This is a genomic window from Filimonas zeae, assembly GCF_014641615.1.
Classification (GTDB): Bacteria; Bacteroidota; Bacteroidia; order Chitinophagales; family Chitinophagaceae; genus Filimonas; species Filimonas zeae.
In genome coordinates this window covers 1066672-1087231 of the sequence record NZ_BMIB01000003.1, presented here as the reverse complement: position 1 = coordinate 1087231, position 20560 = coordinate 1066672, and the positions used below count along the sequence as shown (strand labels likewise).

Below are 20560 nucleotides of genomic sequence, written 5' to 3'. Positions count from 1 at the left end.
TTTTAACTTAACGAATCCCGCATCTATGAAAATACTATTCTCCGCTCTTTTGTCTGCATTATGCATCAGTTCGCTTACAGCACAGCATAGCAATACCTGGTATATGTATTACAACGGCGATTCTTCTCTTACTGGTTATAAAGATGCCAGGGGCAATGTAATGATAACGCCTCAGTTTTCCGGCTTAACCTATGCCCACCGGTTTGATGATATTATAGCCGTTACTGTAGAAACCAAAGGCATGTGGAACAGCTACTATCTTACTAAAAGCGGGCGCATTACCGGAACAGACAGTTTGTATATATATGACAACACGTCTGATTGTGAATGTGAAGGCTTTATCCGCTTTCATGATAAAAAAACAGACCGTGCCGGATTGTTCAACAGCAGAGGACAGGTGGCTGTGCCTGCACAGTACAATGCCTTGTCAAACGTAAAAAACGGTATGTTGTCGGGTTTGATGGATGCAAAAAAGGAATACTGGGATAATGATGCTACCAAACATGCGCATGAACACTTTTCGTGGAAGGGGGGCAGAGAAGTATTGCTGGATACATTAAATAACGTACTGATCGCAGCATTTACCAGCGGCCATACACTCAATTTTTATTCTCTGCAAAAGCACCGCACGCCTTCCACGGATAAAAGGAGAAAGAATTTCAAAGCAACTGATGGGTTGTATTACTCTTTTCTGGACTATGAGCAGGAATTTAATGCCTGGTTTGCAGACAGTTTAATGCCCGGCCTGAACCAGGCGCGCCTGACTGCTACAGCGCAGGATAGCATTGTTTGGTTTGGTGCAGATGGTTGGGAAAAAACGGAACGGGTTGCTTTTATAAGTAAAAATTTTGCAGTACTGCAGACTGCGTTACAAAAGGCAAACAGCCATCCTGCCCAATTATCTGTTTTTAAAGAGCGGCTGAACCCGTATTTATATGAAGGGCCTGAATGGCAGCAGTATTTTGATAACTGTGGCAACGCAAAAGAATGGAGGTATCCTGTTATGCAGCTGGTATACAGTTATACTATTGATGGTAATACGGTGCAGAATCATTTTGATTTCCTGCGTACGGAGAGCGGTTACCGTTTGATAGGGGTGAGTATACCACCAACGAAGGAATTCGCTGGTATCTATAGTATAAGCATTAAATAATCCTGTATTTACACAAAAACACTGTAATGCCTGGCCTATAATGTAGTGTTATCAGGATCTTCGTCTTCTGAAAAAACTTCTTCCATTGTATCTCCAAAATCGCCCAGGTCATATTTTGTAAACCCTGCACTCTCAAACTCGGCTTTTACTTTTTTAATAATAGTTTTGATAGGTGTGTCTGCCGGCTGGTTTAGTATCAGCAATGTTATCTTACCGAGTAAAGCGTTATCATCCAGTTTCCTTATTTTGGAGGGAGGGTTTTCCGCTATTACAGTTTGCGCCTGCTCCAGTATTTTCATTCTCCTGCTTCTTGCTATGGTCTTTTTTGCGCGTTCCTTTTGCCGCGAGGTATAGTTGCCACTTTCCGGATCAGATCCTATTCTTGCCGGGTTTCTGATACCACGAGGGTCTTCGGCATTATGTCCCTGTTTGTAAGTACGGTCTATTAATTTGCTGTTATGCGTTATCGTATGCCCGCTAAAAGGCACCTTACTGGTAAAATACTCCCTGTTCACATTATGTGGAACTACTGCTGCCACAGGAACAGCCGTAGTTTTATCGCTCCTTTTCCTTTTTTTACTTGCTTTCGGTTTAATTTGGGGCACCGAAGCATCAATTTCTACTTTAGGGTTCCAGTTTGTAGGCATTCTCCTGGGCACTGTTACCAATACCCCCTTTGTCAGGTTCCTGTTATGTTCAGGTAAATTCAACACCGTTAATGCCCCCCTTTCTACAAGAACATCAATGGGAAACTTTAGTTTGTCATCTGCGTAATCCAGTGCAATATTGGCTTTTACTGTGTACCCCTCTGCCAGCCACGCAGAGGCCGGCACCTCCACATCTCTCCGGTATGCTTCTTCATTAAACTGCGCATTCTGAGGGGCCAGGTTAGCGGCTTCGTACGCTTCGGCCTTCTGATCATCGTCAAAAAATTCATCGGCAATAAGGTGTCCGGTGTCTATGGTTTTTTCCGATAAATCGTGGCTTGATGCCAGCTTTTCCCAACGTGCCAGTGCTCCCACATCTTTATAATCTCCAGTGGCACTTCCCCTTTTGGTACTGCTTTGCGCACTGAGTGTGGCGGTAGCCATCCGGGCGCGGTCAAATTGTGCTGATCCTTTCCGCGGTACTTTTTTAAATTCGTTCGGCAGCGCATACACGCCCTTAAAGGGCTTCTTTTTTAGTACTTCAAGTATGGTGTCTTCATTGCTGTCAGGAGTCAGGGTGAGATCGCTCACTTTCCGTTGTAAAACGGAGTTGTCATTAGCTGAAGCAGACTGCCTGCTGCTATATGTTAATTGTGTTGCAAGAAGTTGCAGGGGATTATAGCCCGTTACAGCAACGGCAGTGTGTGCAGATTTCTCTTTCAATAGTTGTACAGGATTAATGGAGTAACCCGTTTTGCCGGCAATTCCCTGTTGCTGCTGAATAGGTTGTTGTTGGGCTGTTTTCATTTAAGGAGGTTTGCTGTTCAAAAAATAGTAATAAAAATTAAGATAATCAAAAATTGCATGTTTGATGCCTTTTGAGCCGTTATAAATAGCCAGATGGGGTTATATACAATAAAGGGAATTCACATTTTATCCACTCCTTTATCTCAGGGGGCTGGATAAAATGGTGATATTCTGTGTGCTGCATATTTTCATTTCAAAGCAAAGCCTGCTACTTTTACCACCTCAAAAAACGGTAACAGCATGCATAAATACTACTACAGAAAAGCGTATAATTCAGGCGAAGCGTTAATTGAATTTTACAAAGGCACGGAGAGTGATGGCATATTAAGTAACGTATTTAACGCCCTCAGTAGTGTACGGCCTACCATCAGTAACATATGTGAACTGTGGAAAAACAATGAAATGATTGTGGATGTTAACAGCGATCTGGGACATTTTCTGCTTCAGAAAGATGTGCATAACCACTCCCGCATCGTGTTTCGCAGAAACGCGGGAAGTATAGATAAAATAGACCAGTTACTGGCAGCTAACCCCATGTTTGAGCGGGCTTGCTAGATAAAATACCTGTATAATATTTTAACATGCCCTGAAACCTGCCGGCGCAGATTTTCAGGGCATATTGTACATAAAGCCTGCCTGTCGGTAGCTTTTCCTCAAAGGTTTCCTAGTTCCAGTTGTCTATTTTTATATCGTAAGGATCAGGATTTCCCTCGCCTGTTTCTACCAGTTGCTTCAGGCTCATCAGAAAAATAGCCCATTTGGTGCTGCAGTGGTGCATAAACTCATTGGGCGTTTGCCAGTTCAGGTGGCTAAAAAGCACTATCACATATTCACCGTCTGGTTTTAGCTCAAACCGTATCTTAGTTCCCTGCCATTCTTCCGGGCCATCCACCACTTCCCATACAACCAGTACGGGTGCCTGCAATTCAATTACTTTCATATCAAAACCGCCTGCTCCAAAACGAAATTGAATGGTGTTGCCCACTGCATTGCCTTCACCGGTAGTGTTATTCGTCCACCAGCCGGCAAGCCCGTTACGGCTGGTTAGTGCCGCATACACCTGCTCTGCAGAGGATGTTTTTACGCCTATTCTGTGTAAGATATTTGCCATAAGTGCTATTTTTTTGTCAAACTTACCGGTAACTATCTTAGCATACACAGTACCATATAGACAATATGAGGGGGCTATATGGACAGCCATATTGCGCTATCTTTAAAGGTATTATGAAGCATATTACCATTCTGGTACCCGATGGCGAAAATAATATCAGCAGCATAGCCGGTGCATATAAAATACTCACCCGGGCAAACAGCTATTGGAAGGAAAACCGGCATTGCACACCGTATCATATTCAGTTGGCTGGCATATCGCCCAGCGTGGATTTTCATGGGGGCCTGTTTTCAGTAAAGCCACACGTACATATTGCAGATATAGCCCAAACTCACCTGGTTATTATTCCCTCTCTCAATCACAACTATAAGGCCGCTTTAGCGGGCAACCAACCGGTAATAGAATGGCTGAAAGTGCAGTATGCCAACGGGGCAGAACTGGCCAGTGTGTGTACCGGTGCATTTTTGCTGGCAGCAACCGGGTTATTGAATGGTAAAACCTGCAGCACCCACTGGGCCTTTGCCGGCACGTTTGGTAATCTGTATCCGGAAGTGGATGTGCAGAAAGATAAGCTGATAACGGACGAGAGTGGCATTTATACCAATGGCGGCGCCTATAGCTTTCTCCACCTGATTATTTACCTGGTAGAGAAATACTTTGACCGCGAAACTGCCATTTTCTGCTCCAAAGTGTTTCAGATTGAAATAGACAGACACAGCCAGCAGCCTTTTATTATTTTTAAAGGGCAGAAGGAGCATGCGGATGAAGTAATAAAACAGGCGCAGGACTACATAGAAACCCATTTCCGGGATATGATTTCCATTGAAGCGCTGGCATCCCGCTTTGCCGTTGGCAGGCGCAACTTTGACCGGCGGTTTATTAAAGCCACTGGCAATACCCCTATAGAATACGCACAGCGCGTTAAGGTAGAGGCCGCCAAAAAAGCATTTGAAACCAGCCGCAAAACTATTGCCGAGGTAATGTACGATGTGGGATATACTGATGTAAAAGCCTTCAGGGAAGTGTTTAAACGCGTTACAGGGGTGCCGCCTCTGGATTACCGGATGAAGTATCATAGGCCCTGAGCGGGTAGCTGACGCGGGTATTTGTGCTACATACATGGCATTTGTATAGTCCACCCGGAGTGCGCGGTACAACAGGCGCAACCCTGTGTATGTACTGTACAAGGGCTTGTATAGTCCACCCGGAGTGCGCGGTACAACAAGCGCAACCCTGTGTATGTACTGTACAAGGGCTTGTATAGTCCACCCGGAGTGCGCGGTACAACAAGCGCAACCCTGTGTATGTACTGTACAAGGGCTTGTATAGTCCACCCGGAGTGCGCGGTACAACAAGCGCAACCCCATGTATGTACTGTACAAGGGCTTGTATAGTCCACCCGGAGTGCGCGGTACAACAAGCACAACCCCGTGTATGTACTGTACAAGGGCTTGTATAGTCCACCCGGAGTGCGCGGTACAACAAGCACAACCCCGTGTATGTACTGTACAAAGGGTTGTATAGTACACCCGGAGCGCGCGGTACAACAAGCGCAACCCCATGTAAGTGTTGCATAGCAGAAAGAAAGTACTCCCTGGCTGTGTTGTACAACTATACAAATGTGTTGTACGTTCAGCATTTTGCAAACGCTTGTTGTATGTATAGCAGGCGGACAGCTGGCTACGCTAACAATTTTGCTACCCGAAACTCCTGTACGGCCATCGGGTGACACCCGCAGTATTGCAAACAGCTACTGAAGAAACATCTTTGCCTCTGCAAAGTTCACTCTTCCTGAACAATCGCTACACACCACCCGTAACGGAGTAAAAGCAGTTCTTTCTGTTTTACTTACAAAAGCCATTCTGAATACTCCCTTTTCACTACAATATTCCGCCTTTCGCCTACATCCGTCCTCCGGCAGCCACCGATTTTTGTGCTATCAAAATCATTCATCATGCATCTTCAAAACAACACTATCCTCATTACCGGCGGCACCAGTGGTTTCGGTTATGGGTTTGCCGCCCGGTTTATTGCGCTGGGCAACACCGTAATCATTACCGGCCGCAATGCCGAAAAGCTGAGAGAAACCCGGCAGAAACTGCCGGCAGTACATATTATACAAAGTGATGTAAGAAACCCGGAAGATATTGCCCGCCTGTACCGGCAGGTTACCCATCAGTTTCCTGCATTAAACATACTCATTAACAATGCAGGAGAAATGCGTAAGCTGATTATGCAGCAGCCGGAGCAGGCTACAGACCTTACCCGCGAAATAGAGATTAACCTCATGGGCCCTATACGCATGACGGAGCAGTTTCTGCCACACCTCAAACGACAAAAAAATGCAGCCATACTCAATGTAACCTCCGGTATTGCGCTTATGCCCATGCCACTAACGCCGGTGTATAGCGCCAGTAAAGCGGGGCTACGCTTCTTTACCCAGGCCTTACGCGTACAGTTAAAAAACACAGGAGTAAAGGTGTTTGAACTGGTGGCACCCGGCTCGCCCACACCTTTGAATGATCAGTTTAAAGAGGTGGATGGTTTTAACCCGAAAATGCTGATGCCAGCGGATAAGATTATAGATCAAGCCCTTAAAGGCATGAAAAAGGATACTTACGAAATTTACCCCGGCCTTTTTAAGGTACTCAGGTATGTAATAAGGTTTTTTCCCGGTGCTATGCTTTCCTTTGCAGGTAAAATGGGGGCGCAGCAAATGTACGCACAGCCATCTCTTAACCGCTAAACTAATTACTTATGAAAATAGTAAGCATTGTATTATTGCTGGTATCGGCATTTCTGAGTCTGAAACATGGTTGGGATGCTTTTCAGCCACCTACGCCGCAGCAGGCTAAAATGATGGCTGATCTGGGAATTACCAAAAGCTTTGTGCCTGTGGTAGGGGCGCTGTCCATTGCCGTTGGCCTGTTGCTGCTTTTTCCGCAAACGTTTTTTGTGGCCAATGTGTTGAATGCGGTTATCATTCTGCTGATTATGGCTTTTAGCTTACGGGCAGGTAATGTAAAAACAGCGCTGATTGAAATTCCTTTTCTATGTCTGCCACTGCTGCTGATATGGCTAAAGTATCCCTTTAAATTTTAATTACCTTTAAGCAATGGCCCATAGCACACCATACAGAATACAGTCGATAACGGAGGTACACCGGCTACTGGGCCTGCCCAAACCGCAGCATCCGTTAATTGGTATTATTGATTTGAAGGGGATGAAAGATGATCCGGACATACGCGCCGTTACGTTCGACTTTTATGTGGTATCGTTGAAAAGGGGATGCGATGGTCTTTTATACGGCCAGCAGAAATACGATTTTGATGAGGGGTTGATGGGCTTTACGGCACCCGGTCAGATACTGCGCGGAGAAGATAGCGGGGTGCCTGTACAGCTGGAAGGTTGGATGCTGTTTATTCATCCTGATTTTTTATGGAATACCTCACTGGCCAAAAAGATAAGGCAGTATGAATTTTTTGGTTATGCAGCCAATGAAGCCCTCTTTCTGTCAGACAAAGAGGAAAACATTATCAACGGTATTGCAGACAATATCAGAAATGAATACTATGCCAATATTGACAAATTCAGCCAGGAAGTAATTGTGGCACAGCTGGAACTGTTGTTTACCTATGCAAAGCGGTTTTACGAGCGCCAGTTTATTACCCGCAAAATTACCAACAGCAAAATACTCAGCCGGGTAGAGGAGGTTCTTACCGGTTACTTTAACCAGGAAGATTTGATTTCCAGAGGCCTGCCTTCCGTGCAGTACATTGCAGACCAGCTGAATATTTCTGCCAAATACCTGGGTAGTTTATTGAAACAATTAACCGGGTTAAGCACACAACAGCACATTCACGAAAAGCTGATTGAAAAGGCCAAAGAAAAGCTAAGTACTACGGAATTGAGCATCAGCGAAATTGCCTATGAGCTGGGGTTTGAGCATTCCCAGTCGTTCAGCAAACTATTCAAAAGCAAAACCAGCCAAAGCCCGCAGGAGTTTCGGGCGGCGTTTGGTTAAGAGGGCTTGCCCATAATATTAAATGGAAAAGTATCAAATACATAAAGCTGCATTGGAATCTGATTACGACTATGCAATGCAACTTATCGGGTTAAATACAAACCTGGATGAACTTGACAATAACGGACATACCCCTTTACATTGGGCTGTATTCAGAGGAGATATTGATTTTGTGAAACTTTTACTGGAAGCCGGGGCGAATCCTAATGTTATTTCCGCCGATGGTGTAACTCCCCAATGGAGGGCAAGAGATTTTGGCCTAACCGAAATTGATCAGTTGTTAGCAGACTACGAGGGTAAGATCCTTACAAATCATAATTTTGACCACGCTTGCTTTTCCATTTTTAATGGTATGATAAATCAACCGCTTCCGGCAGAAGACACCGGAGAAGCCGGGTTAAAAGAATCTGCCGAAAAGAGAAGGTGGTGGCAGTTTTGGAAGTAAAACTTTTTTAACTTGAAAGAAGCCGCTAGCCCTAAAATTCACCCATTCTGCGGTATTGAACTGGCCTTATGTTTCAGATACCTTTGTAGCATGAGCATTCCAGAATTGTGAGCTACTCCAGAATAGCACTGGACTTGTTCATTAGCAAAGAAACCGTACGCAGCCACATTAAGAATATTTATCAGAAGCAGGCGGTAAATAGCAAGGCTGAGGCCCTGAAGGTTGCCAATACCAATAAATGGCTGCATTAGTGGTTTAATTAGCCTCAAGTTATTATAAAGCATTATTGCTGGCCATGCTTCCTGATAGGTTTTATACCCGGAGGCAATAGACTCTTCACCAGTTGCAGAGCGGTTGTAGCATTTCCTTCCCCTACATATTGAGTACGGTTTATAATAACTACAAATATCTCACCCTCATCGGGGGGAAGGGTAATTGCCTGTGCTTTACTCTTCTCTAAAGAAAAGGCGTAATTTTCATAAGCTTTGGGGGTAACATCGGGCATTCCTTCGCTATCAAAAGGAAATTCGGCACATCTGCTGAAACGTAAGGTGTACAGACTTGTATAGGGGCACAACTGACTAAGGACTTCATCCTGTGCCGCCAGGTGAAAGAAAGTTTGCAGTTCCGGAAATTCTCCATCCGAACAATAAAAATCCCACCTTTTTTCTACCTGTTTAGCAGCCTCTTTAAAAGTGGAATTATCATAGGGCGCAATAAAGGGAAACTGATCAACCAGATCGTCTGGGCTGCATTCGCTACTCAGCCAGAGGTCAATAGTCTGTGCAACAGGAACCAGGTGGCTTATGTATCCCTCCGCAAGGCATAACCCGTTCTGCCAAAACTCAAACAGGTAAAGCCTTCTTTCCCGTTTCATGTATACCTGCACAAATCTGTTGCCGTAACTGGCAATGGCCATTGGCATAGCCAGATGCATAACAAGTTCTTCCGGAACGCACCGATAAGCTGATTGAATGTTTTGCAACGCATTATCCAATGCCGGAGTTATTCCACCCGCCTCTGTAATGTCCGGGTAAGGGGATGGTTGTGGGGTATCATTTTTTTGCTTTTTGAAAAAGGAAAAGAGTCCCATTTAGTGCTGTTAAGTTTAGATGCGCCAGCGCAATTTATTGGTAAATAAACTGATATGGGAATTTCTTTACGCCAGAGCTATAATAATATTTATACCATCGATTATTTAAATGATTTTACTGGTTAAATTATTGATGGGAGATTTGATGGGAATAAGTGTGTTTATTACTAAAACTGTTTTTATGAGTATTCAGGATAACAAAGCGCCTAATCGAAAAAAGCAGCAGTCTTCCACAGAGCGAGTGGAACAAAAAGCTGATGAACCAATATCTGATAAGGTAGTAATCGCTGATGAGTGCGGCGATTCACTATGGAATGACGTTTTAGCCCAACAACCGGATTTGTCAGAAATTATAAGGAAATCAGGTACGGTGGATGCTGAAAAAGAAGCCGGAGATCGGCAATAACAGAACAAAAATTTTTAAGGCAATGAATTATGCATCACTGGCATTTACAGATGCGGTAAGGGAAATGCAGGAGAAACTGGGCAGCCGTAAAAGCTATGCACGGATGGAGCAAAGGAGTTATGTAGATGGCCTTACGGAAAATGAGGTGGGGTTTATTGCGGCCAGGGATAGTTTTTATATGGCCACTATTGGTGAGAATGGCTACCCTTATATACAACACCGGGGCGGCCCCAAAGGCTTTATTAAAGTACTGGACAAAAAACGACTGGGCATTGTTGATTACAAAGGAAATGCGCAATATATAACAGTGGGCAATCTGGCAACCAACAACCATGTGGCGCTGATTATGATAGATTATCCAACAAGAACAAGATTTAAACTGTATGCCAGCGCCAGGGTAGTAGAACTCAACGATGATCCTGCACTTTATGCGCAGCTTGATATGGAGGAGTATCAGTCGCGCCCGGAAAGAATGATGGTATTTGATGTAGATGCCTACGACTGGAATTGCCCACAACACATTACGCCCCGGTATACCCGCGAAGAAGTAGACAAAGCTTTCGCATCACAAAGCGAATACATTTTACAATTGGAGGCAGAGATAAAAAAGCTACAGGAGCAATTGCGTACTGGTTAATAATAGCAAGGAGTAAAACACTAATCAGTCACTTACGTTTGCTGGCTTTTGCCCGGGGATTAAATTCCAGACACTGTTTTATCCAGAATACGAAGTCCTTTTTATTACGTATGGCATCCGGGCTTATATATCCATACCCTTTGTATTCTCTGTTTTTCATCTGCATAACGCGGAAACCACTTTTTTCTGCAAAAACATCCTGAAGGGCAGGGTCAAATCGTACCATCATTTCGTCTCCACTTACACTTACGCACATTTTTCCATTTATCATAAAGGTGAGGCCCCGGAACATTTCTTTTTCTTCTATCTGAAGGCCGGGTACGGTAATCAGATACTCCCGTATTCTATCAGCCAGATGTATGTCGTATGCCATGTTTGCGTATTTTAATAGATAAACTAGCTGAAGTTTTAGTATGCTCAATATACTAATGCCCGCAGAGAACTACTCTTTTCCTGCGCTTATTTTTGTCACGCCAGATGGTTTAACGTTATGCGTATTCTAAATTAACGGGCGATTTTGCGTCATCAAACGGGTGTATTCGTCTATATTTTTTCTGTCTATCAATGGCACTTCGTGCCTTTGCTTCACCAAAAAGTTGGTTATTAGCTGATAAGTGACAACATCGCTGTTTATATTACTAAATGGCTCTGTTTCCATATAATAACAGCTCAGGCAGATATTTAAAGCCGATACTATTTGTCCTCCTTTATCATAAAATACTATGGCATCCCGATAAAAAGGTGCGCATAGAAATCTCGGTACCGTTATTACTTCTGTCTGTAGAATAGCTTTAATAGTCATAAGCTTTTCATCGTTTGACGAAATGGTGCTTGTTTTCTGGGCTGACTGGTGGAATTTGCCATTTTCATCTAACAGGTATTGAGTATAATTTAAACGTTTATTTAGTTCCTCTAACCGGGCTTTATATTCGGGAGTAAGTGTCATTCCGTCCGAACTTTCGGCCTTCAGCAGATTAAATTCTTTTCTAAGAATTATCTGATTATCCTCATATTCTATTCCTCTTTGAAAAGAATAGGTTTCCACATAATCAAATTCCAGGCTATTGATAAACTCAGGGCTTGGGGTATAAGTATAAGGAGAGTCCATACCATAAAGATAAAAAGTGGATTGCGTAAATACAAACACTTGCACCTTTCGCGAGGGATTGTCTGGATTACATCGGCACACTCAGCCCACTCGTCGCACGGGTGGGCTGTTTTGCAGGGTATTTTCCGCACCGGGTTGAATATGCTATTTTTGCAGGAATATGCGCATATCTTCCAGGCAATTGGTAAACATACTGTTGCACGTACTGTTTACATCGTTAATAATGATGGTAGCCATTTTTGTGATGCCGCTGAAAGATGCGGGTACGGCGGCGGCTCCCAATTTCTACAATGTGCCGGCTTTTCTTATGACATCGCTTACTACGGTTGCCTGTTATGCCAGCGCTTATTTTTTGTACCCACGCTTTCTGTTAAAACGCAGGTTAAGTATTTATCTGATACTCACCTTATCTATCAGCTTGCTCATTGCCCTGGCCACCGGGCTGGCCAGCTATTTATTAACCGATATTCCCGTGCCCGTAATATGGGCACATATTGTGGTGAAATTTTTTATTGTGGTGTTTGTAATGGGTACCGGTACGGCTTATCGGTTTATTATGGATGTAATGAAGGAAGACCGGAAGCTGCGCGAAGGCATGGCCATGGAATTGTCTTTTCTCCGCTCGCAGGTAAGCCCCCATTTTATGTTCAATACGCTCAACAGCATGGTGGCGCTGGCCCGTAAAAAAAGTGACAAGCTGGAACCGGCGCTGATGGAACTGAGCAATCTGATGCATTATATGCTGTACGATTCTGATCAGGAAAAAGTACACCTGGCCAATGAGATTAACTATATCCAGAGTTATATAGACCTGCAGACGCTACGCTTTGGTCATAAGGTAAGCATACTGTTTAATGTGCACAACCCGGCGCGGCAAAACTCCTGTATAGAGCCTATGCTGCTGATTCCTTTGATTGAAAATGCTTTTAAACACGGCATTGGCGATATTGAAGAGCCGGAAATTGATATGCAGCTGGATATTACCCGCAACTGGCTTACCTTAACGGTAAAGAACAAATACAATCCACACACCATAGCTATTAAAGATAAAACCCCGGGCATTGGTCTGGTAAATCTGCAGCGGCGGCTGAAGCTGCTGTACCCTGGCAAACATCAGGTGAGTGTGGATAAAAGCGGGGTGTACTATAAGGCTACCTTAAAACTACAATTACATGATCAGATGCCTGGCTGTTGATGATGAATTACTATCGCTGGAATTGCTGGAAGATAATATCCGCCGCATTCCTTTTCTGCAACTGGCCGGGCTTTGCAGCAGTGCTTATGAAGCCATGGAGATTATGCATAAGGAGCAGATAGACCTTGTGTTTCTGGATATTCAAATGGGCGGCATCAGCGGAACACAGTTTGTACAGGGTTTGTCGGGTATGGCCAGCAAACCCATGATTATTTTTGTTACTGCCTATAAAAAATATGCGCTGGAAGGCTTTGAGCTGGATGTGTTGGATTACCTGGTAAAGCCTGTTGCATTTGAACGTTTTTTAAAAGCGGTAAACAAAGCAGCGGCCGTGCATGCTTTACAGCAAACGCAGGCTGCTCCCGTACCCGCATTACCGGTAGCCTCAGACTACTTTTTCGTAAACGTGGGGTATGATCTGATGCGCATTGAGGTAGATCAGGTGTGTTATATTGAGGGGCTGAAAGATTATATCAAAATATTTGTTACAGGCTCAGATACCCCTGTAATTACGCGCCTTTCTATGAAAGCCATTGCAGAGCGCCTGCCAGCTGCCCGTTTTAACAGGGTGCACAAATCGTTTATTATAGCCATCGATAAAATCAGTTCTATCCGCAAAAACCGCATTTATATAGGGCAGCATATTATACCTGTGAGCGATTCGCACCGTACGGAATTGTTTACCCTCATCGAATCCCGGAATCTGAAAGGATAAAGTCGCCACAGTTGCCCTATACGTCGCACAGTTGAGGTCATTGGTATACTCTGTTTTTTACGCTACTGCAGAAGCAGCAATTTTAGCATCCAACATCAATTACAATATGAAAAGGATCATTGCTGTTCTCTGCATCAGCCTGCCGGCTCTGACTATGCTATATGCGCAGCAGCCGGTACAAACCGTAAAAGGGGTTATTACCGATAAAGCTTCGGAACGTCCGCTGGTAAATGTATCTGTGCTCATACCCGGCACAAGCCTCGGCACCAAAACAGATTCTCTGGGGCGCTACAGCCTGCCTGCCGTGCCACTGGGCAGGCATCAGCTTAGTTTTAGTATAGTAGGATATAAAACTATCACTATTCCCGAAGTACTGGTAACCGCAGGCAAACAGGTGGTGTTGGATGTGCCGCTGGATGAGGCCATCAGTGCACTGAATGGTGTTACGGTAACCTCACGCACGCGAAAAGGCATGGCAGCCAATGAATTTGCCGGCAGCAGCGCCCGTTCATTCAGCATGGAGGAGGTTACACGATATGCCGGTGGCCGGAACGATCCTGCGCGTCTGGCCAGTAACTTTGCGGGGGTAGCCACTACCAACGATTCCCGTAACGATATTGTGGTACGGGGCAATTCGCCCACCGCAGTACTCTGGCGTATGGAAGGCGTGCCTATCCCCAGCCCCAATCACTTTTCCACGCTGGGTACTACCGGTAGCGCAGTAAGTGCGTTAAATACCAATGCACTGAAGAATTCTGATTTTTATACCGGTGCTTTTCCCGCAGAGTTTGGTAACGCTACCGGTGCGGTATTCGATATATCGTTACGCAATGGTAATAAAGACAAGCTGGAAAAAACCATTCAGCTGAATATGTTCAGTGGTTTGGAAGCTATGCTGGAAGGGCCTCTGAGCAGGAATAAAAACGGCAGTTCTTTTCTGGTAGGATACCGTTATTCGTTTGCGCAGATAGGGCAATCCCTGGGCCTGGATGTAGGTACCTCGGCAGTACCCCGTTATCAGGATTTTACCTTTCACTTCAACTTTGCCAAATCTAAGCTGGGCAGGTTCAGCATCTTTGGCCTGGGTGCCACCAGTGGTATTGATTTTATAGGAGCGGATATAGACTCTACTGATTTGTTCGCCAATAAAAATGAAGACAGTTATTTTAAATCGCGTATTGGACTCATAGGTGTAAAACATACGCTGGATATAGGACGTAACAGCTACCTGCGCACCGTAGTGTCGTATTCCCACGTAAAAAGCGAGGGCGATACTTACCGCTACTATGAAGGTGCCCATGAGCGAACGTATTTAACGGAACAATCTACAACCAACACCGGCCTGCGTGTCAGTTCTTTCATCAACAGCAAAATGAACAATCGTTTTACTGTGCGGGGTGGCCTGCTGGCAGAACAGATTGGTCTGAATACTTTTCTAAGAACCAGAGACGGCAGACCTGACTGGGAAACCATACGTGATTATAACGGGCATTCGTGGCTGTTACAACCTTTTGTACAGGGCAAATACCGGTTTACAGAAAAGCTATCGCTTAATACCGGTCTGCATGGCATTTACTACGCGCTTAACAGCAGCAGTGCGCTGGAGCCCCGCGCCTCGGTAAACTATGCCATAGCCGGCAATAAGAGCATCACATTCAGTTACGGCCTGCACCACAAGCAGCAACCCCTGCCTGTATATATGTATCAGGAACGGCAGCCCGATGGCAGCTATAACCAACAGAACCGCGAACTGGGCTTTACAAAAGCGCATCATTATGTGCTGGGGTACGACTGGAGTTTTGCCCGCGACTGGCGACTGAAAGCGGAAGCTTATTACCAGTCTGTTTCAAACGCACCGGTGGAACAAATACCTACGGGCTTTTCTGTACTCAACAGCGGCGCCGACTTTACGTTTCCGGAAAAAGCGGGACTGGTAAACAAAGGCACCGCCAGTAACAGAGGGGTTGAGCTTACCGTAGAAAAGTTTTTCAGCCGTGGGTTTTATTTGCTGGCTACCGGCTCTCTGTTTGATGCCAAATACAAAGGCAGCGACCAGATAGAACGCAATTCCACTTTCAATAACAAAAATGTATTGAACGTACTCGTTGGCCGTGAGTGGAAAATAGGCTATCAGGGCCATAACTCCTTTACCATAGATATTAAATGCAGCCGTAGCGGTGGGCGTTACTACACACCGGTTGATCTTGACCGGTCTATTGCCTTACAAAAAGAAGTATTGGATGAAACCCGGTATAACAGCGAACAGCTGAAAAGCTATTTCCGCTTAGATACCCGCTTTGGCTTCCGCTTAAACAACCCCGGTAAACACCGCTCACACACCATTTATCTGGATTTGCAGAATGTGACCAATAACGAAAACATTTTTGTGCAACGATACAACCAGGTAACCAGGAAGGTAGGGGCCGTCAATCAGATAGGCTTCTTTCCCGATATTTTATACAGACTTCAATTTTAAAAAACAGCATGGCCTGCCCGGTAAAGCAGGTCATGCTGAGCTTTTGCCAACAAGATATACAGCTGCCTGTTCCTTTATCGCATGTATACCGGTTTTTATCTGGTACCTGCGCCATTTGGTAGAATTTCACCGGGCATTGGTTTGCAAAGGCATAGTTTAGTGATTATATGAAGAGTATTCTGCTTTTTATTACCAATATACAACATTATCACGATCGTATGAATGTAACCCCCGTACTGGATGAGCTGGTAGGGGAAGACTGCTGGTTTGTTGATTTGTCAGATACAGACAAAGTATTGCGTGTAGAAGCGGATGCAGATAAAGAACCGTTTATAATAGTGGCTCTGGAAAAACTGGGCTTTTGCTGCAACCGGTTTGTGCATGACTGTTGATGAATGCTGTCATTTCTGTTCAGGTGACTGTTGAGCAGATTGTTTACAACGGCTGGTTTGTATTACAGTAATTCATACATTGTTTATCTTAGGCCTATGAATCAGCTTATTCTTTCTCCCGGTCAGGTCCGCAAAATTATATTGCATGCTACAGGCCTCGCTAAGCGTGTGTCGTTTGGAAAAGGTGCTGACGCGGTATATAATTTAATTAATCACCTGGGCTTTGTGCAGATAGATGCGAATTATGTAGTGGAGCGTGCGCATCATCTTATTATTGCGGCACGTGTACCTGATTATAAAAAGGAATGGCTGGAAGAACTGCAGGCCGATGGCCGCATCTTCGAATTTTTCATTTCCGATTCTGCTTACATGCCCATGGAGGATTATCGTTTTTCTTTACCTGTGAAGGAAGGCTTCCGGCTAAAAAGAACTGCTTTAACAACAGCCGAAATAAACCTGATGAAAAGCGTGCTGGACAGGATAGAACGCGATGGCCCGTTAACTGTTAAGGATTTTGACAATGACAGACAGGAAGCCAGTTCGGGGTGGTGGGATTGGCGTCCGTCCAAAGTAGCTCTGGAAAGGTTATACATGGATGGGAGACTGATGGTTACCCGGAAACAGAATTTCAGTAAAATATACGACCTGCCTTTAAACCTGTTGTCATCTGACATAGATACTACTATGCCCACACCGGAACAATTTGCCAGGCATATCATCAGGCGTTGCTTACAGAGCATGGGAGTAGCTTACCTGAAAGAGATAAGCTGGCGTGCCCGAAGGGTAAAGGATCACCTGGTGAAACAGGAAATGCAGAAGATGGTAGAAGAAGGTGCTGTTTGTGAGGTTTCCATTGAAGGATTGAAAACAGCTCCTTTGTACATGCTGCCTGCTTATAAAAACAAAAAAATTGAGCTAAAAGAGGACGTGTTCATTTTATCGCCCTTTGATCCTTTGAATGTTTTCAGGCACCGGCTAAAAGACTTTTTTAATTTCGATTACCAGGTAGAATGTTTTGTTCCGGAACCTAAACGCAAATATGGATATTTTTCATTGCCCGTATTAGCAGGTGATACCTTTATAGCCCGCATGGATTCCAAAGCCGACCGGAAAAAAGGCATTTTAACCATCCATAACCTCCACTTTGAACCGCTAAAGCTGAATAAAGAACAAATAGCCCAAACCAGAGAGGCTATTAAAACTTTTGCCGCCTTTAACAACTGCCAGGGCATTGTGATTACCAGATGCAACAATAAACAGTTCTCCCTTCTCTAAAAATATTTCAACATCTTTTTTGCATTTTTCTCATTTTTTATAAATTAGCGCGCCGGTTTTTTAAAACCCCGGCCACATTTTACTAAGCATTCTTTGAAGCAATTATTATATAAATTTTAGTTGTAAGGATTATGTTTACTAAATCACTTTTTACCCGTGTACGCAACCGGCGTTTTGTTATTGTATTGGCGCTTGCCGCTTTTTTTAATGGTCAGTCTGGCTTGTTGCAAGCCCGGCAAACTTCTCCCACTTCCGGGCCATCGGCCTTTACAGCAAGGCTGGTGAATATTGAGGCCGCCACCAGTGAGGTATTTCGTTATTCCACTACACTCCGTAACGGAACAAGCCAGGCGGGTTTGTACGAACTACAGGCCGTATTACCCGAGGGGTGGATGATTACCTATCGGGTTGAAGGCAGCCAGGTTACTTCTGTAAGCATGGACGCTGGAAAGGTGCAGGATATTTCTATTGAAATAAATGTACCTGCAGGCACCAAACCGGATAAATATAAAATACCGGTTAAAGCTGTGTCTGGTGTTGAAAGCCTGTTGCTTAATCTGGAAGCGGTAGTAAAGGGTACCTACAGCCTGGAGCTGACTACGCCTACCGGCCGCCTTACCGATGAAGTAACCTCGGGCAGCCGCAAAGAAATTCACCTGTTGGTAAAGAACACCGGTTCACTTCCGCTGAAAGAGCTGGAGCTTTCTTCACAACTTCCGGCTAACTGGGAGTGTACTTTTGAACCTGCCCGCGTGCAACAACTGGATGCGGGTAAAACCGCTGACATTACCGCCAGGGTACAGGTACCTGATAAAACCATTGCGGGCGATTATGCAGCTACGTTCAGTGCCAGAAATACCAACAGCAATGCACAGGCGGCATTTCGCATGGTAGTAAACACCTCGCTGCTTTCCGGCTGGGCAGGGGTGCTGGTGATACTGTTGGCTGCGGGTCTGGTGTACTATCTGGTACGCAAATATGGCAGGCGTTAACCCGCAGACGGTACATTTTCGTTTCAACAGATTTAAACAGGAAGATGGAACAAATGAATGACGTTATCATAGCACTGGAAGGTGTTACCAAATGTTATGGTACCCTGAAAGCCGTAGATGACCTGCACCTGCACATTCATAAAGGGGAAATTTTTGGTTTGCTGGGCCCCAACGGTGCCGGCAAAACCACCACTATATTAATGATGCTGGGGCTTACAGAACCTACAGCAGGCAGTGTGCAGGTATGCGGTTATAATGCTACCATGCAGCCTATTCCGGTTAAAAATAAAGTAGGTTATATGCCGGATAGTGTGGGTTTTTATGATGGTATGACTGCCCTGGAAAACCTGGTGTATATAGGACGGTTGAACGGGGTGCCGGAAAGTGAGGTGCAAAGCCGCGCGCGCGTGGTGATGGAGCAGGTAGGCCTTGGAGCAGATATGCATAAAAAAACAGCCACCTACAGCCGCGGGATGAAACAGCGGCTGGGCCTGGCAGATGTGCTGATTAAGCAGCCGGAGGTGATTATACTGGATGAGCCTACGTTGGGCATTGACCCCACCGGTATACGTGATTTTCTGCAGCTGATTAAACAACTTAGCATACAGCAGGGGCTTACCGTGTTGCTATCCTCTCACCATCTGCATCACGTGCAGCAGGTGTGCGACCGCGTGGGCATTTTTGTAAACGGCAGAATGCTGGCAGAAGGCGATATTGATTCGCTTTCCGGCAACCTGTATAACCGCGAAGGTTATGCTACCCATATTACCGTGGAAGAGGCAGTGGTGGATACACCAGCACTGAGTTGCGCACTGCAACAGCTGGATGCGGTGCAGCAGGTTACAGTAGAGGGCAGGCAAATTACCATCAGCAGCACCAGTGATGTTACACCCATACTGGTACGATGGATGGTAGAAAAGGGATATGGCATTACAGGCGTGCAGAAAAAAGAGTACGGACTGGATGATATTTATCAGAAATATTTTGATAACAATTTAACGGGAAATACAGCCGATGAAAAGTCTCGTCGTTTCTTTCAGAAATCTTTCTTTAAAAGGCATAAGAACTAACAGCGGAGGGCAGGCGCAGCTATCTCCCTTTCAGGTAATGGTGCATAAGGAGGTGGCAGACCATATACGCAGCTGGCGTTTTATTGTGCTGCTTGCACTGATTGTATTAACCTTTATTACCTCTATGTATGTATCGCTGCGTAACATTAAACCGGCGGTAAGTAATATCAGCGATCCGGATCATTTATTCCTGTACCTGAAACTGCTTACCACCACCGATAATACAATTCCGCCTTTTCATGTATTCATTAGCTTTCTGGGTCCGTTGCTGGGGATTAGTCTGGGCTTTGATGCTATAAATGCAGAAAAAAACAATGGCACCCTGATACGGCTGATGGCGCAGCCGGTATACCGGGATAATCTGCTGCTGTCAAAATTTACCGGTGCGATGGTTATAATAGCTACGCTGTTTATAAGCCTGTGCCTGCTGATGCTGGGTGGCGGGTTGTTGTTAACCGGTGTTCGCATTGAACCGCAGGAACTGTTACGGATTGCCACCTTTATTGTGTTTACCATTGTGTATGTATCGTTCTGGCTGGCCCTGGCCATTCTGTTATCCATACAGTTTAAGCAGGCTGCTACCTCAGCGCTTACTGCAATTGGCGTCTGGCTGTTTTTTACCGTGTTTTATCCTATCGTAGTAAACCTGGTAATAAGGGCATTTTTGCCGGATCCTTCATTTTTATCCCGTGATGAAATTGCGGGTTATAACGAAATGATATTAAATATACTGCGGGTGGCGCCGGGACAGTTGTATGCAGATGCAACTACTACATTGCTGATGCCGTCTGTACGCAGCCTGGGGCCACTGACGATGGAGCAGCTGGCAGGCGCGATACCAACACCACTGCCTTTTAAAGAAAGCCTGTTGATTGTATGGCCGCAGGTAAGCGGGTTGCTGGCGGCAACGGTAGTGTGCTTTGCTTTTTCATATTACCTGTTTATGCGGCGTGAAATAAGAAGTTAGTGCAATTATATTACTGCCTTTAACATCAGTCGTCAATCCTGGCTGAT

Annotated in this window: 23 protein-coding genes; 18 read left to right on the top strand and 5 right to left on the bottom strand. The window is 45.0% G+C overall.

What is annotated here, in order from left to right; genetic code table 11:
* Positions 1–25: 25 nt before the first annotated feature.
* Entirely contained in the window at positions 26–1153 is a 1128-nt protein-coding gene (locus tag IEY13_RS17505; protein WP_188954459.1) for a hypothetical protein, read from the top strand.
* A 35-nt stretch (positions 1154–1188) separates the two neighbouring features.
* On the opposite strand, the gene IEY13_RS17500 is transcribed toward IEY13_RS17505, so the two are convergent.
* The gene (locus IEY13_RS17500) at positions 1189–2607 is read right to left on the bottom strand and encodes a DNA/RNA non-specific endonuclease (protein WP_188954457.1); all 1419 of its coding nucleotides are present in this window, start codon (positions 2605–2607) and stop codon (positions 1189–1191) included.
* A gap of 240 nt (positions 2608–2847) precedes the next feature.
* On the opposite strand from IEY13_RS17500, the gene IEY13_RS17495 reads away from it, so the two are divergent.
* Positions 2848–3162: a hypothetical protein gene (locus tag IEY13_RS17495; RefSeq protein ID WP_188954455.1), complete on the top strand. Its 315-nt coding sequence runs from the start codon at positions 2848–2850 to the stop codon at positions 3160–3162.
* Between the two features lie 109 nt (positions 3163–3271).
* Here the strand turns inward: IEY13_RS17495 and IEY13_RS17490 are convergent, their stop codons facing one another.
* A complete protein-coding gene (locus IEY13_RS17490) occupies positions 3272–3718 on the bottom strand; it encodes an SRPBCC family protein (protein WP_188954453.1) in 447 nt (148 codons plus the stop codon).
* A gap of 113 nt (positions 3719–3831) precedes the next feature.
* On the opposite strand from IEY13_RS17490, the gene IEY13_RS17485 reads away from it, so the two are divergent.
* From IEY13_RS17485 to IEY13_RS17460, 6 genes are all read left to right on the top strand, one after another.
* Positions 3832–4803 carry a GlxA family transcriptional regulator gene (locus IEY13_RS17485; RefSeq protein WP_188954451.1) on the top strand — a complete coding sequence of 324 codons (972 nt, stop codon included), beginning with the start codon at positions 3832–3834 and terminating at the stop codon, positions 4801–4803.
* An 869-nt stretch (positions 4804–5672) separates the two neighbouring features.
* A complete protein-coding gene (locus IEY13_RS17480; RefSeq protein ID WP_188954449.1) occupies positions 5673–6464 on the top strand; it encodes an SDR family oxidoreductase in 792 nt (263 codons plus the stop codon).
* Between the two features lie 11 nt (positions 6465–6475).
* On the top strand, positions 6476–6820 hold the full coding sequence (locus IEY13_RS17475; RefSeq protein ID WP_188954447.1) for a DoxX family protein: 345 nt from the start codon (positions 6476–6478) through the stop codon (positions 6818–6820).
* Positions 6821–6833: 13 nt separating this feature from the next.
* Entirely contained in the window at positions 6834–7742 is a 909-nt protein-coding gene (locus tag IEY13_RS17470) for a helix-turn-helix domain-containing protein (RefSeq protein ID WP_188954445.1), read from the top strand.
* Positions 7743–7764: 22 nt separating this feature from the next.
* Positions 7765–8187 (top strand): ankyrin repeat domain-containing protein, encoded by a 423-nt coding sequence (locus IEY13_RS17465; protein ID WP_188954443.1) that lies wholly within the window; start codon positions 7765–7767, stop codon positions 8185–8187.
* Positions 8188–8294: 107 nt separating this feature from the next.
* Positions 8295–8438 carry a helix-turn-helix transcriptional regulator gene (locus tag IEY13_RS17460; protein WP_229687903.1) on the top strand — a complete coding sequence of 48 codons (144 nt, stop codon included), beginning with the start codon at positions 8295–8297 and terminating at the stop codon, positions 8436–8438.
* Between the two features lie 32 nt (positions 8439–8470).
* Here IEY13_RS17460 and IEY13_RS17455 read toward each other — a convergent pair whose 3' ends face one another.
* The gene (locus IEY13_RS17455; RefSeq protein WP_188954441.1) at positions 8471–9280 is read right to left on the bottom strand and encodes a DUF6193 family natural product biosynthesis protein; all 810 of its coding nucleotides are present in this window, start codon (positions 9278–9280) and stop codon (positions 8471–8473) included.
* Between the two features lie 109 nt (positions 9281–9389).
* On the opposite strand from IEY13_RS17455, the gene IEY13_RS17450 reads away from it, so the two are divergent.
* Positions 9390–9686 (top strand): hypothetical protein, encoded by a 297-nt coding sequence (locus tag IEY13_RS17450; protein ID WP_188954439.1) that lies wholly within the window; start codon positions 9390–9392, stop codon positions 9684–9686.
* Positions 9687–9708: 22 nt separating this feature from the next.
* Positions 9709–10323: a pyridoxamine 5'-phosphate oxidase family protein gene (locus IEY13_RS17445; protein WP_188954437.1), complete on the top strand. Its 615-nt coding sequence runs from the start codon at positions 9709–9711 to the stop codon at positions 10321–10323.
* A 28-nt stretch (positions 10324–10351) separates the two neighbouring features.
* Here the strand turns inward: IEY13_RS17445 and IEY13_RS17440 are convergent, their stop codons facing one another.
* Both IEY13_RS17440 and IEY13_RS17435 read right to left on the bottom strand, forming a co-directional pair.
* Positions 10352–10696, bottom strand: coding sequence for a TfoX/Sxy family protein (locus tag IEY13_RS17440; protein ID WP_188954435.1), 345 nt, complete (start codon positions 10694–10696; stop codon positions 10352–10354).
* Positions 10697–10822: 126 nt separating this feature from the next.
* Positions 10823–11431, bottom strand: a complete 609-nt coding sequence (locus tag IEY13_RS17435) for a hypothetical protein (RefSeq protein WP_188954433.1) — start codon at positions 11429–11431, stop codon at positions 10823–10825.
* A 160-nt stretch (positions 11432–11591) separates the two neighbouring features.
* On the opposite strand from IEY13_RS17435, the gene IEY13_RS17430 reads away from it, so the two are divergent.
* From IEY13_RS17430 to IEY13_RS17395, 8 genes are all read left to right on the top strand, one after another.
* Positions 11592–12626 (top strand): sensor histidine kinase, encoded by a 1035-nt coding sequence (locus tag IEY13_RS17430; protein WP_188954430.1) that lies wholly within the window; start codon positions 11592–11594, stop codon positions 12624–12626.
* Positions 12604–13341, top strand: a complete 738-nt coding sequence (locus IEY13_RS17425; RefSeq protein ID WP_188954428.1) for a LytR/AlgR family response regulator transcription factor — start codon at positions 12604–12606, stop codon at positions 13339–13341. The genes IEY13_RS17430 and IEY13_RS17425 overlap by 23 nt, the downstream gene beginning before the upstream one ends.
* A gap of 106 nt (positions 13342–13447) precedes the next feature.
* Positions 13448–15817, top strand: coding sequence for a TonB-dependent receptor (locus IEY13_RS17420; protein WP_229687902.1), 2370 nt, complete (start codon positions 13448–13450; stop codon positions 15815–15817).
* A 167-nt stretch (positions 15818–15984) separates the two neighbouring features.
* Positions 15985–16209, top strand: coding sequence for a hypothetical protein (locus tag IEY13_RS17415; protein WP_188954426.1), 225 nt, complete (start codon positions 15985–15987; stop codon positions 16207–16209).
* Between the two features lie 96 nt (positions 16210–16305).
* Positions 16306–17484 (top strand): winged helix-turn-helix domain-containing protein, encoded by a 1179-nt coding sequence (locus tag IEY13_RS17410; protein ID WP_188954424.1) that lies wholly within the window; start codon positions 16306–16308, stop codon positions 17482–17484.
* A 131-nt stretch (positions 17485–17615) separates the two neighbouring features.
* Complete coding sequence (locus IEY13_RS17405) at positions 17616–18476, top strand: COG1470 family protein (RefSeq protein WP_188954422.1); 861 nt, start codon at positions 17616–17618, stop codon at positions 18474–18476.
* A gap of 53 nt (positions 18477–18529) precedes the next feature.
* Entirely contained in the window at positions 18530–19546 is a 1017-nt protein-coding gene (locus IEY13_RS17400; RefSeq protein WP_188954420.1) for an ABC transporter ATP-binding protein, read from the top strand.
* On the top strand, positions 19491–20513 hold the full coding sequence (locus IEY13_RS17395; RefSeq protein ID WP_188954418.1) for an ABC transporter permease: 1023 nt from the start codon (positions 19491–19493) through the stop codon (positions 20511–20513). Before IEY13_RS17400 ends, IEY13_RS17395 begins: the two co-directional genes overlap by 56 nt.
* Positions 20514–20560: the final 47 nt, after the last annotated feature.

Excerpts from the sequence above, each read along its gene's own strand:
- IEY13_RS17400 (WP_188954420.1), top strand. The coding sequence starts at position 18,530 with ATGAATGACGTTATCATAGCACTGGAAGGTGTTACCAAATGTTATGGT.
- IEY13_RS17440 (WP_188954435.1), bottom strand. The coding sequence starts at position 10,696 with ATGGCATACGACATACATCTGGCTGATAGAATACGGGAGTATCTGATT.
- IEY13_RS17410 (WP_188954424.1), top strand. The coding sequence starts at position 16,306 with ATGAATCAGCTTATTCTTTCTCCCGGTCAGGTCCGCAAAATTATATTG.
- IEY13_RS17505 (WP_188954459.1), top strand. The coding sequence starts at position 26 with ATGAAAATACTATTCTCCGCTCTTTTGTCTGCATTATGCATCAGTTCG.
- IEY13_RS17470 (WP_188954445.1), top strand. The coding sequence starts at position 6,834 with ATGGCCCATAGCACACCATACAGAATACAGTCGATAACGGAGGTACAC.
- IEY13_RS17500 (WP_188954457.1), bottom strand. The coding sequence starts at position 2,607 with ATGAAAACAGCCCAACAACAACCTATTCAGCAGCAACAGGGAATTGCC.
- IEY13_RS17480 (WP_188954449.1), top strand. The coding sequence starts at position 5,673 with ATGCATCTTCAAAACAACACTATCCTCATTACCGGCGGCACCAGTGGT.
- IEY13_RS17435 (WP_188954433.1), bottom strand. The coding sequence starts at position 11,431 with ATGGACTCTCCTTATACTTATACCCCAAGCCCTGAGTTTATCAATAGC.
- IEY13_RS17485 (WP_188954451.1), top strand. The coding sequence starts at position 3,832 with ATGAAGCATATTACCATTCTGGTACCCGATGGCGAAAATAATATCAGC.
- IEY13_RS17415 (WP_188954426.1), top strand. The coding sequence starts at position 15,985 with ATGAAGAGTATTCTGCTTTTTATTACCAATATACAACATTATCACGAT.
- IEY13_RS17475 (WP_188954447.1), top strand. The coding sequence starts at position 6,476 with ATGAAAATAGTAAGCATTGTATTATTGCTGGTATCGGCATTTCTGAGT.
- IEY13_RS17420 (WP_229687902.1), top strand. The coding sequence starts at position 13,448 with ATGAAAAGGATCATTGCTGTTCTCTGCATCAGCCTGCCGGCTCTGACT.
- IEY13_RS17430 (WP_188954430.1), top strand. The coding sequence starts at position 11,592 with ATGCGCATATCTTCCAGGCAATTGGTAAACATACTGTTGCACGTACTG.
- IEY13_RS17405 (WP_188954422.1), top strand. The coding sequence starts at position 17,616 with ATGTTTACTAAATCACTTTTTACCCGTGTACGCAACCGGCGTTTTGTT.
- IEY13_RS17490 (WP_188954453.1), bottom strand. The coding sequence starts at position 3,718 with ATGGCAAATATCTTACACAGAATAGGCGTAAAAACATCCTCTGCAGAG.
- IEY13_RS17495 (WP_188954455.1), top strand. The coding sequence starts at position 2,848 with ATGCATAAATACTACTACAGAAAAGCGTATAATTCAGGCGAAGCGTTA.
- IEY13_RS17455 (WP_188954441.1), bottom strand. The coding sequence starts at position 9,280 with ATGGGACTCTTTTCCTTTTTCAAAAAGCAAAAAAATGATACCCCACAA.
- IEY13_RS17450 (WP_188954439.1), top strand. The coding sequence starts at position 9,390 with ATGATTTTACTGGTTAAATTATTGATGGGAGATTTGATGGGAATAAGT.
- IEY13_RS17465 (WP_188954443.1), top strand. The coding sequence starts at position 7,765 with ATGGAAAAGTATCAAATACATAAAGCTGCATTGGAATCTGATTACGAC.
- IEY13_RS17425 (WP_188954428.1), top strand. The coding sequence starts at position 12,604 with ATGATCAGATGCCTGGCTGTTGATGATGAATTACTATCGCTGGAATTG.
- IEY13_RS17395 (WP_188954418.1), top strand. The coding sequence starts at position 19,491 with ATGAAAAGTCTCGTCGTTTCTTTCAGAAATCTTTCTTTAAAAGGCATA.
- IEY13_RS17445 (WP_188954437.1), top strand. The coding sequence starts at position 9,709 with ATGAATTATGCATCACTGGCATTTACAGATGCGGTAAGGGAAATGCAG.